The organism is Lysinibacillus sp. NPDC093210, from assembly GCF_044753985.1.
GTDB lineage: Bacteria > Bacillota > Bacilli > Bacillales_A > Planococcaceae > Lysinibacillus.
Genome location: NZ_JBIVOE010000002.1, coordinates 493,245 through 505,316, shown reverse-complemented (window position 1 = coordinate 505,316; position 12,072 = coordinate 493,245). Strand labels below are relative to the sequence as shown.

Sequence of the window (12,072 nt, the reverse complement as noted above, 5' to 3'; positions counted from 1 at the left end):
ACGTTCTTTTTCGAAAAAGAGTAAAGTCTTTTAAGAAAATAATGCAAAAGAAACCATAGGATGTAAACGCTAACGTCGACTAAACATTTTGCCTACACTGGATGAAAACAACCATTATTGTATCGTAAACACCAGCTAATCTTGTATAATAGAAACACCTGCAAAGGAGGTGTCTCAGATGAATTTCTGAGGCACCTCCTTCTATGGCGTAAGGAAAAGTGGTGTTTATGTTACTGCAGTGCGAGAAAAGTAAATGCTGGAGAAGCGTTTATAACTTCAGTTTAGGCTGTTTAAAAGGTTTGTTTTTTTACTGTTTAGATAGCCTCTTACATTAAGTGGAGGTGGCGAACGTTGTGAATGTAGTAGTTATTGGAGCAGGTGCAGTCGGTCAGCTAATGGCTAGTTTCTTAGCGGAGGCTTGTATGGATGTTACCTTAGTTGTAAGAAGACAAGAACAAGCCGATGAACTTAATTTGAAGCATTTAACGAGGGTCCATATAGATGGTACAAAGACATTGCATCAAATTGCTTCAAGTGTTGAGTTAGAGATGTTGCCCCGTCCGGATTTGATTGTAGTTGCTGTGAAATATGGTCAATTGCAAAATATTTATAAACAATTATTAGGTTTACCTAAGGAAGTGCCGTTGTTGTTTGTGCAAAATGGTCTAGCGCATTTTGATGAGGCTTTACGTTTACCGCAAAATACGATTGCTTTTTGCTCAATTTCGTTCGGTGCTCAAACAATTGATTTTACAACTGTTCAACATAGAGGTGTTGGTCTATGCAAAATAGCAATAGCGCGTGGAGACAGTTTTGTATTTGAAAAGTTGTTACACTTAGAAAATCCTTTATTCCCAATAGAGTTGGTTGAAAACGCCGAACAAATGCTTTTTGAAAAAGCTGTATTCAATTGCATGATTAATCCATTAACGGCTATTTTGCAAATTAAAAATGGTGATTTATTAACGAATAAGCACGCATACTTGTTAATGCATACCATATATCAGGAGTTAACAGAGGCTTTTAAAGATATTGAAAGTACCATTCCGTTTTCCGCAGTAATAGCTTTGTGTAAAAAAACAGCGGCGAATACATCATCTATGCTAGCTGATCGCATGCAAGGTAGAAAAAGTGAGGTTGAAACGATTGTTGGTGTAGTTTTACAAAAAGCTTCAGCGAACGGTTATCCATTACCTACTTTGCGAACTTTATATCACCAAGTTCTAGCGATTGAAGAGAGCGGTGGGCAATCTTGAAAGATTTTTTACATATAGTCATCAGCGTCATTATTTTTTGTCCAATTCTTTTATTCGTTATTGTCTATGCTATTAGTCGAAAGGTTAATATTCGTGGTACGCATGCATTTGGAGCCGCATCTGATGTGACGACGTTCTGCTTGTTTTTCTCGGTACCATTGGCAATTGGAGTGCTGTGGGGAGTAAATATAGGAGCCTTTTTAGTAATGCTAGCAATAATTCTGGCAATCATTTTTACATATGTAGACTGGCGTACAAAAAGAGAAATTGAAGTAAAGCCGCTATTACGGAAAATTTGGCGTTTTTTATTTTTAGTACTTAGTGCAGCGTATATTTTGATTTGTATAGTCGGCATGATTCAATCTGTTGTAGAATATTTACACACTGTATAAGCATTTTCTTTTCATGTTGGAGACAGAAGCGTTAAAATAATAGCATTAAAAAGTTTACAAGGAATACGATGATTTAGTGAGTAGAGGAGTTTGTGTTAAATGAAACTGGAGTCAATCCAAGTACCCGTGAAAAATCGTGTGCTAGCAGATTATTGGTCGCCAAATACTGCCATTCATGAGTTTTTTGAATATGAATATAATGATAAATCATTTGAAAAGCGAGCAAAATATTTGGAGCAACGCGCGTGTGACCAAAAAGAATTAACAGCAATAATTCGCCAATTTATGGAGCCGCTTGGCTTATCTGAAAAAGCGAATGAGCATTTGCAACAACTTGAGCAAGGAGCTGTTGCGGTTGTCGGTGGGCAACAAGCGGGTGTATTAACTGGCCCTCTTTACTCGGTTCATAAAGCCATTTCGGTAATATCATTAGCGAAAGAACAAAGTGAAAAGCTTCAACGACCAGTTGTACCTATTTTTTGGATAGCTGGAGAAGATCATGACTTAGAGGAAATTAACCATACATTTACAATGCGTGATATGGATATAAAAAAACGTGCGTATGGTGAACGTTCACGAAGAAAAACAATGGCATCGACAACAAGCCTAAACAAAGAAGCGATGGTTCAATTAGTTAACACTATCATTAAGGATTTGGGAGAAACAGCACACACTGAAAGGTTGTTCAACCAACTTTTAGATGCATTGAATAATAGCGAAACATTTACAGATTTCTTTGCGCGACTAATGAACGAGTTGTTTAAAGAAGAAGGGCTGCTAATGATCGATGCGGCAGATATGAACTTCCGTCAATACGAACGTAACAATTTTGTACAGCTTATAAACCATAGTGAGGAAATTGCAAAATTAGTAACGGAAAAGGAAGCGGCGTTGGAAAGTGCTGGCTACGGGAAGCCGATTTTAGCAACCGATGATGCAGCTAACCTGTTCTATGTAAAAGATGGAGAGCGCTTTTTACTAGAAAGACGACACGATCAATTTGTCAATTTAGCAGCAAATATTAAACTTTCACGTGAAGAGCTATTAACAATTGCAGAAAAAAACCCTGAGGATTTAAGTAATAATGTTGTAACACGTCCGTTAATGCAGGAAATGACGATACCAGTATTAGCGTTTGTGGGTGGACCTGGTGAGCTTGCTTATTGGGCAACACTAAAGGATGCCTTTTCTGTGTTAGGTTTACAAATGCCGATTTTTGCACCACGTCTCAATATTACGATTATTACACGTCATGTAGAACAACTGTTGCGTGAATATCATTTAACAGTAACGGATGTATTGGATGGCAAAGCGATGGCATTAAAGGAGCAATTTATTGCCGAAGTTCAAGATGATGAGGCGAAACGTCAAATTCTAGAGATGCAACAACTCGTTTTGGAAAAATACGCTACTCTTGAGCAATATTTTGCACAACAACATATGTCGCTAGATAAAATACTTGAAAAAAATAAAGAAAATCATGTAAGGCAGTTTGAGTATTTGCAACAAAAGGTAGAACAAACTGTGTTAAGTAAGCATGAGACTACTATCCGTAAATTTATGACGCTACAAAATGAGCTATATCCAAATGATGGGTTCCAAGAACGTTCTTATAATCCATATCAATATATTAATGAGTTTGGACCTACGTTAATTGATGAAATGCTCAAGAAAACATATAGCGTTGGAAATCACCACTATTTACTTTATTTATAAGAATTAAAAATATATCTTTAGAACTATTAAAGGTATGATGTAAATATAGATTTGAAGAAATTTGTCGCTTTAACAGGAAAATAGAGAGCTATCCTACTAAGGGTAGTTCTTTTTTTATGCCCTTTAGCACAAAATAAATTTTTGATTAAAGGTCTAAACACACATAAAAGGTGAAAATGTCAAGTTTTTTTTAAAAAAAGTGGAGGAAAGTGGGGCGATGTGGTACATTATTTAATAAAGTGGGGTGACTAGCATGTTCATGGGAGAATACCAACACTCTGTTGACGCAAAAGGACGATTAATTGTGCCCGCAAAATTTCGTGAAGCCTTAGGTGAAACCTTTGTTGTGACACGCGGACTTGATAATTGTTTATTTGGCTATCCTATGGATGAATGGCGAAAACTCGAAGAAAAATTAAAAGGTTTACCGATGACAAAGAAAGATACACGTGCTTTTGCAAGGTTCTTCTTTTCAGGTGCGACGGAAGTAGAAATAGACAAGCAAGGTCGTATTAATATTCCTTCGACTTTAGTGCAACACGCACATTTAGTAAAAGAATGTATTGTACTAGGTGTCTCGAATCGAATTGAGATATGGGCAAAAGATGCTTGGGAAACTTATTTCACAGAGTCTGAACAATCTTTTAATGAAATTGCAGAAAATATGATTGGCTTTGATTTTTAACTTTGTAGTAGACGTAAAAACGTCAGTTGAAAAAGTAAAGGCCTGAGGGGAGCGATTGGTATGTTCGATCATACAACCGTGTTATTAAAAGAAACTGTTGACGGATTGAACATCGATCCTGATGGTGTATATGTGGACTGTACGCTTGGTGGAGCAGGACACAGTGAATATTTAGTACAACAATTATCAGATAAAGGCCGTCTAATTTGTTTTGATCAAGACACAACGGCAATTGAAAATGCGAAAGTGCGTTTAGCTCCTTATTTAGAGCGAGTAACATTTGTGCATTCGAATTTTCGCTATTTAAAAGAAGAGCTACTAGCTATTGGTATCCAAGAGGTAGATGGCATTTTATATGATTTAGGCGTATCTTCGCCACAATTAGATACACCAGAACGTGGTTTTAGCTATCATCATGATGCTCCACTTGATATGCGTATGGACCAGACGGCAGCGCTTACGGCGTATCATGTCGTTAATGACTGGGCATACGAAGATTTAGTCCGTATTTTCTTCCGTTATGGAGAAGAAAAATTTTCTAAGCAAGTTGCTCGAAAAATCGAAGAGGCTCGTAAAACGGCACCGATTGAAACAACGGGACAGCTTGTGGAACTAATTAAAGAGGGTATACCAGCAGCGGCTCGCCGTAAAGGTGGACATCCTGCAAAGCGCATCTTCCAAGCAATTCGTATTGCTGTCAATGATGAGCTAGGCGCAGCAGAGGATTCATTAGTCGATGCGATTGATATGATTAACGTAGGTGGACGCATTAGTGTTATTACGTTCCATTCATTGGAAGACCGCCTATGCAAGACAATTTTTAAGGAAGCGTCATCTTTACCTGAATTACCACCTAATTTACCTGTAATTCCAGATGACATGAAGCCGACTTTAAAGCTTGTATCTAGAAAGCCGATTCTACCTTCTGAGGAAGAATTAGCAGTTAACAATCGAGCACGTTCAGCAAAGCTTAGAGTGGTGGAGAAAATTAACGACAAAGGGCGTGAGTAAATGGCAGCAGTTCGTGTAAGGCAGCACCAACAGCAACATGTGCAACAACCGTTAACACCACCTAGTCCACAACCCACTATCATACGTCGTAAAAAAACGAACCAGAAGTTTGAAAAGGCGATGCTACTAGCTCTAGTAAGCATTATTGCTGTATTGTCAGTACTAGTGTTGAACAATCAAGCAGCAATTCAAACGACAAGCATGGACATTCAAAAAATCCAAGCAGAAGCAGATGAGATTGCGAAACAGAATGTTGACTTGACAGTTCGTGTAAGTGAACTTTCTACATACGAAAATATATGGAAAAAAGCAAAAGAACTCGGTTTAACTCAAAATGAGAAAAATGTAAAGGTAGTGCCGGGAGAATGAAAAAAAAGAGATTTCGATTCCAATGGGGAGCCTTTCTATTACTAGTTTTTTATGGAGGGCTCTTTTTTCTATTATTCACGAGAATGGTTACGTTGCAGGCGACAGGTGAAGCAGAAGGACAAGCGCTCGCTGCAAAGGCAGCAGCTAAATATAACAAGGAAAGTGCAATAACAGCAAACCGAGGGAAAATATTAGATAGAAATGGACAAGTCATAGCAGAAGATACATTAAGTTATCGATTAATTGCTGTAGTTAGCGATAAGGCTACTACAGATGAAAAGAATCCACATCACGTTGTAGATCCTGAAAAAACTGCGGAAGTTTTAGCCGACTATATACCAATGAAAAAAGAAGATATTTATAAGCGGCTAACCAAGCTGCGCAGTGATGGGACACTACCATACCAGGTGGAGTTTGGTGTTGCGGGCAGAGGCATTAACCATGAAGTAATGAGCAAAATTAAGGACTTAAAATTACCTGGAGTTTTGTTTGTCAGCGATTTAAAACGCTATTATCCAAATGGTATATTTGCTTCTCATTTAATTGGTTTTGCATTGAAAGAGGACAATGAGGATGGAACTGTAACAACGAAAGGGAAAATGGGATTAGAGCTTACGTATGACAAAGAGCTAACAGGTGTCAACGGTAAAGTTAAATATCAAACGGACGCTTTTAGTTATTTATTGCCGAACAGTGAAAAAATGGTTACACCTGCTAAAGACGGCGATAATATCTTTTTGACGATTGATAAAACAATTCAAAGTTTCGTAGAGGATGCGATGACGCAAGTAGAGAAGGAGTATAATCCTGAATCTATGATAGTAGTAGTAGCTGAACCGAAAACTGGGAAAATATTAGCAATGTCACAGCGTCCGACTTTCAACCCCGATACGCGGGATAGTACGAATATGAAATGGCTCAATGCCGTAACAGAGGAAACGATGGAACCAGGGTCAACGATGAAAACATTCACGCTTGCTTCTGCTATCGATACTGATAAATGGGCACCATATGATGAGTATATGTCTGGGCAATATACCGTGCATGATCGTACAATTCGAGATCATAACCAAGTAGGATGGGGGAAAATTTCATATTTACAAGGTTTCCAACGCTCATCCAATACAGCGATGGCCAATTTATTAAAGAGCATTGGTGATGAAGTATTTGTTGATTACCTAGATAAATTCGGTTTTGGTAAGAAAACGGGCATTGATTTGCCGAATGAAGCAACGGGTACGATTTTATCGAAGTATCCAATTCAACGAGTAACAACGACGTATGGTCAAGGTTCAACAGTGACACCGATACAGCTTATTCAAGCGATGACTGCGATTGCCAACGACGGTAAGATGATGCAGCCATATGTTATTGATAAGATTGTAGATTCAACAACTGATAAAACAATTCAACAGCATGAGCCTGTTGAAAAGGGCCAGCCGATTTCAGCGGATACAGCGAAACAAGTACGTGAAATACTTGCTTCTACATTAACGTCAGAATACGGAACAGCGAAGGACTTTGTACTCGATGAATACCAAGTAGCAGGTAAAACAGGTACTGCCCAAATTCCAAAGGCAAATGGTACCTATTCATGGGGGGCTAATGAGTTCCTGTATTCATTCCTAGGAATGGCGCCGTATGATGATCCACAACTAATTATGTATGTTTCAGTTGAAAAGCCAAAGCTTAAAGGTGAACTGGGCTCGGTACCAGTGTCAAAAATATTTAAGCCTGTCATGCTCAATAGTTTAAAACATTTAAATATTAGTCCAGACGATGTTCAGCGAGTAGATCATGTAGATTTAAATGATTATACTGGTCAAAATGCAGAAGCTATACAGGTAGAGCTAGCAAATGATGGTTTGAATCCTATTATTGTTGGGGCTGGTGGAAAAATTATAGAGCAATATCCAAAAGGTGGACAAACGCTTGTAAAAGGCAATTTTGTATTTTTAAAAACAGAAGGTGATATCGCACTGCCAAACTTTACTGATTGGTCACTGCGTAATCTATTAGTTTTCAAATCAATGTCAGGTCTTCAGATTGAAGTTGTTGGAGAGGGCTTTGCAGTGAGCCAAAGTGTATCTGCAGGTACAGTGATTTCAGATAATGCACCAATTGTCGTGAAATTGAAAACACCTGCTGAAAGCTTTGTGCAAGACGTGGAAGCGCCATCTGAAGGAGAAGTTGAACAAGTAGATGATGAATAGTCACTGAATAGAAGTCCACTTTATTTCATACGTTGTAAAAAACAAGGTGTGATGTCGAATGAAGTGGATTTCTATCCATTCCAAAAAGCGTTTACGTATTTTATATGTTTTGTTTATGTGTGTAGCAGTTGCAATTGTTATTCGGTTATTTGTTTTGCAAGTGTTTGACCAGAAAGAATTGACGCAAAAAGCAGAAGAGAACTGGGATCGTGAAATTCCATTTGCAAATGAACGCGGGCATATTACGGACCGAGATGGTAACAGTATTGTGACGAACAAGCTAGCTCCTACATTATATTTCATGCCGTCACAAAGTAAAGATATTCCAGGAGCGGCCGCGAAAATTGCACAGGTGCTTGAAGTAGATGAACAAAAACTGTTAGAAAAGATGCAAAAAAAAGCGTACTTAGTAAAGCTAGCACCTGAAGCGAAAAATATTTCCTATGAGAAGGCTGTTGAGTTGCAAGGGATGCAAATTGAAGGACTATATAGTGGTGTAGATTACTCAAGGGAATATCCTTATGGTACGCTACTATCTCGCTTTTTAGGTTTTACAGGGTATGATGCGCAAGGGCTAGCGGGGATAGAATATGAATACGACAAGCTCTTACAAGCAAATTCTTCTGCCATACGGCTTTTTACAGATGCGAAAGGTAATAACTTACCGAATGTCGCTAGTGCATGGAAAGCTGGAGAAGATGGCGCAACGATAGAGCTAACAATTGATGTAGATGTACAGCAAGTCGTTGAGCGGGAGCTATCGCAAGCAATGGAACGCTATGAAGCTGACCAAGCAATGGCCATTGCTATGAATCCAAATACCGGAGAAATACTAGCTTTAGCCTCATATCCAACCTTTCATCCAGCCGAATATCAATTAGTCGAGCCTGTTATTTATAACCGAAATTTACCGGTTTGGATGACATATGAGCCAGGTTCAACTTTCAAAATTATTACGCTCAGTGCCGCTTTAGAAGAGAACTTGGTAGATTTAGAAAATGATACTTTTTACGATCAAGGTTTTACGATGGTTGCAGGTGCTAGATTGCGCTGTTGGAAGCGTGAAGGTCATGGACATGAAACATTTTTAGAAGTAGTACAAAATTCTTGTAACCCAGGCTTTATTGAATTAGGTCAACGCTTGGGCGGTGAAAAGTTATTACAGTATATTAAAGACTTTGGTTTTGGAGAAAAAACAGGATCCAATATTGCTGGTGAAGCTTCAGGGATATTATTTTCTAAAGAAGCATTTGGTCCTGTAGAGCAAGCGACAACCTCATTTGGTCAAGGTGTAGCAGTTACACCGATCCAACAAGTGCAAGCGGTAGCTGCTGCTGTCAATGGGGGCAAGCTCTATACGCCATATGTTGTGAAAAAGATTTTTAATCCAGATACTGGCGAAACGATTAATGAAACAGAACCAGTTATTAAAAGGCAAGTAATTCGTGAGGAAACGTCTGCAAAAGTGCGAGAGGCATTAGAGTCGGTTGTTGCGAAAGGTTCAGGGCGACAAGCATATCGAGATGGTCTACGTATTGGAGGCAAAACAGGTACAGCACAAAAAGTTGAAAATGGACGGTATAAAGATGGCGAATATATCGTATCTTTTATAGGATTTGCACCTGCTGACAATCCACAAATCGTCGTGTATGTAGCAGTGGATAATCCAAAGAAAACAACACAATTTGGTGGTGTTGTAGCAGCTCCGATTGTTGGCCAAATTATTGAAGATGTAGCACCATTTGTTGGCATTGAAAAATCAAAGGAACAGCTTGAAAAAGATTATCGTTGGGGTGACCCACTTACTGTGAAAGTACCAAGCTTCATAGGGCAAACGAAGGATGATATTGCCAAGCAACATTATCCATTCCGCATTGAATGGCATGGAGAAGGTACTAAAATTGGTAGTCAATTACCTGAAGTGGATAGTGTTATCAAACAAGATGGCACCATTCATTTATATTTAGTGAACTAACGTAACTTTACCTTTAAAAAAAGGGAAAGAACCACTATTATTATGAAGGGTAGTAATAAATATATGAGAGTTTGTGCTTTTTTCGTGAAGAAGAAAGTGAAACAAGATTTAAAGGAGATTTTTCAATGAAACTCGCAACAACGCTTACCATTTTAGCTATTGCTTTTATAGTAACAGTTATCTTGGCACCAATTAGTATTCCGCTTCTTCGACGATTGAAGTTTGGGCAAAGTATTCGTGAAGAAGGACCGAAATCACACATGAAAAAAGCAGGCACACCGACAATGGGAGGCATTATCTTTTTATTAGCCATCATCATTACAACGGTAGCAATTGGAAGCTTTTTAGATTTATTAACAACACAAACTGTGGTCCTTTTACTTGTACTTGCAGGTTTCGGCTTAATTGGCTTTTTAGATGATGGCTTAAAGGTCATTTTCAAACGTAATTTAGGGTTAACATCGATTCAAAAGTTAATAGGGCAAATCGTTATTGCGATTCTTGCATACTTCCTATTGCACGTTAGCTCTTTTGATACTTCATTAGCCATTCCATTTACAGACTGGACAATTGATTTTGGTGTGTTTTATGTAGCCTTTATGATTTTCTGGTTAGTTGGGTTTTCTAATGCTGTTAACCTAACAGATGGTCTTGACGGTCTTGTGGCAGGTACAGCATCGATTGCATTTGCGGCATTTGGTGTTATTGCACTATTCCAAAGCCAAGCAGATATTGCGTTATTTACATTTGCGGTAACAGGAGCATTATTAGGATTTTTACTATTCAATGCAAACCCTGCAAAGGTATTTATGGGAGATACCGGCTCACTTGCACTAGGTGGTGCACTAGCCATGGTATCGGTACTAGTTAAAGAAGAGTTTTTACTTTTATTAGTTGGATTAGTGTTTGTTATAGAAACACTATCTGTTATTTTACAGGTGGGTAGCTTTAAAATTCGTAAAAAACGAATATTTAAAATGAGTCCTATCCACCATCATTTTGAATTATCAGGTTGGTCAGAATGGAAAGTCGTCCTTGTATTTTGGTCAACTGCTTTAGCAGTAGCATTGATTGCAGTCTTATCGGAGGCGTTCTTATGAGAGAATATACAGATTTACAACATAAAAAAGTCCTTGTTTTAGGCCTAGCTAAAAGTGGTGTGGCAGCAGCGGAGATTTTACATGAGCTTGGCGCCTTTGTAACAGTCAATGATTCAAAGCCGTTTGATGAAAGCCCAGATGCGCAAGGTCTACTGCAAAAAGGCATAACAGTTATTTGTGGTCGTCATCCAGAGGATTTACTTGATGAAGGATTTGAGCTAGTTGTTAAAAATCCTGGTATCCCATATAGCAATAAAATTGTAGCAGATGCCATTAGTCGTGATATACCTGTATGGACAGAAATAGAGCTAGCTTATTTAATTAGTGATGCACCATTTATTGGTATTACAGGCTCTAATGGTAAAACGACAACGACGACATTAATTTTTGAGATGTTGGAAAATGGTGCAAAAAAACCGTTAATTGCAGGGAATATCGGCACAGTAGCATGCGGTGTAGCAAGAGAAGCACACGAGGATAACGTCATAGTTACGGAGCTTTCATCGTTCCAGCTTATGGGTATCAAAACATTTAAACCAAAAATCTCTATTTTAACAAATCTTTATGATGCCCATCTTGATTATCATGGTACGTTTGATAACTATGCTGAGGCAAAGTTTGGTGTAACACGCAATCAGAATGAAAATGATTATTTCATTTACAATGCGGATCAGCCAATAGTTGTTGGCTATGCTGCAAAATCAAATGCAAAAAAAGTACCTTTTTCTTCTAAAGGACGTACTGAACAAGGAATTAGCGCTGATGATACGACAATCTATTGGCAAGGTGAGCCGTTTATGGAACGAGCGAATATTGCTCTGCCTGGTAAACATAATCTAGAAAATATTCTAGCTGCTGTAGCAGCTTGTATATTGATTGGCTGTGACAAGGCTAAAATGGAAGAGGTATTAGCTAAATTTGGAGGCGTCCGTCACCGTACACAATTTGTACGTGAATGGAATGGTCGAAAAATTTACAATGACTCTAAAGCAACAAATTGCTTAGCAACAAAAAGTGCATTAGATGCATTCCAGGCACCTATTATTTTGCTTGCGGGTGGTTTAGACCGCGGGCATTCTTTTGAAGAGTTACGACCTTGTATGGGGCATGTGAAAGGCGTTGTGGCGTTCGGTGAAACGGGCTTGCGTTTTGTGGAATTTGCTAAATCTTGTGGTGTATCGCAAACGGTTATTGCTCAAAATGTAGAGGATGCTGTTCATTATGCCGCACCGATGTCTGCCGAAGGAGATATTATTCTACTATCACCAGCTTGTGCAAGTTGGGATCAATATGACAGCTTTGAAATTCGTGGTGACGTTTTTATTGATGCTGTAATGAAGCTGTAATGAGCCTGT

General features: G+C 38.5%; 10 protein-coding genes. All 10 read left to right on the top strand.

Translation table 11 applies throughout. The annotated features are described in order from the left end of the window. Positions 1–353 precede the first annotated feature (353 nt). Positions 354–1,256, top strand: a complete 903-nt coding sequence (locus ACIP9C_RS07975) for a ketopantoate reductase family protein (RefSeq protein ID WP_401009569.1) — start codon at positions 354–356, stop codon at positions 1,254–1,256. Then, a complete protein-coding gene (locus ACIP9C_RS07970; RefSeq protein WP_401009568.1) occupies positions 1,253–1,648 on the top strand; it encodes a DUF3397 domain-containing protein in 396 nt (131 codons plus the stop codon). Before ACIP9C_RS07975 ends, ACIP9C_RS07970 begins: the two co-directional genes overlap by 4 nt. Before the next feature lie 99 nt (positions 1,649–1,747). Beyond that, positions 1,748–3,364 (top strand): bacillithiol biosynthesis cysteine-adding enzyme BshC, encoded by a 1,617-nt coding sequence (bshC, locus tag ACIP9C_RS07965; RefSeq protein WP_401009567.1) that lies wholly within the window; start codon positions 1,748–1,750, stop codon positions 3,362–3,364. Positions 3,365–3,617: 253 nt separating this feature from the next. After that, positions 3,618–4,049, top strand: a complete 432-nt coding sequence (gene mraZ, locus ACIP9C_RS07960; protein ID WP_401009566.1) for a division/cell wall cluster transcriptional repressor MraZ — start codon at positions 3,618–3,620, stop codon at positions 4,047–4,049. A 60-nt stretch (positions 4,050–4,109) separates the two neighbouring features. Beyond that, the gene (rsmH, locus tag ACIP9C_RS07955) at positions 4,110–5,060 is read left to right on the top strand and encodes a 16S rRNA (cytosine(1402)-N(4))-methyltransferase RsmH (protein WP_401009565.1); all 951 of its coding nucleotides are present in this window, start codon (positions 4,110–4,112) and stop codon (positions 5,058–5,060) included. Further along, complete coding sequence (ftsL, locus tag ACIP9C_RS07950; RefSeq protein WP_401009564.1) at positions 5,061–5,429, top strand: cell division protein FtsL; 369 nt, start codon at positions 5,061–5,063, stop codon at positions 5,427–5,429. After that, on the top strand, positions 5,426–7,642 hold the full coding sequence (locus ACIP9C_RS07945; protein WP_401009563.1) for a penicillin-binding protein: 2,217 nt from the start codon (positions 5,426–5,428) through the stop codon (positions 7,640–7,642). The genes ftsL and ACIP9C_RS07945 overlap by 4 nt, the downstream gene beginning before the upstream one ends. Positions 7,643–7,700: 58 nt before the next feature. After that, on the top strand, positions 7,701–9,617 hold the full coding sequence (locus tag ACIP9C_RS07940) for a stage V sporulation protein D (RefSeq protein ID WP_401009562.1): 1,917 nt from the start codon (positions 7,701–7,703) through the stop codon (positions 9,615–9,617). Between the two features lie 125 nt (positions 9,618–9,742). Beyond that, on the top strand, positions 9,743–10,717 hold the full coding sequence (gene mraY, locus ACIP9C_RS07935; RefSeq protein ID WP_401009561.1) for a phospho-N-acetylmuramoyl-pentapeptide-transferase: 975 nt from the start codon (positions 9,743–9,745) through the stop codon (positions 10,715–10,717). After that, complete coding sequence (murD, locus tag ACIP9C_RS07930; RefSeq protein WP_401009560.1) at positions 10,714–12,063, top strand: UDP-N-acetylmuramoyl-L-alanine--D-glutamate ligase; 1,350 nt, start codon at positions 10,714–10,716, stop codon at positions 12,061–12,063. The genes mraY and murD overlap by 4 nt, the downstream gene beginning before the upstream one ends. The last annotated feature ends 9 nt before the right edge of the window (positions 12,064–12,072 follow it).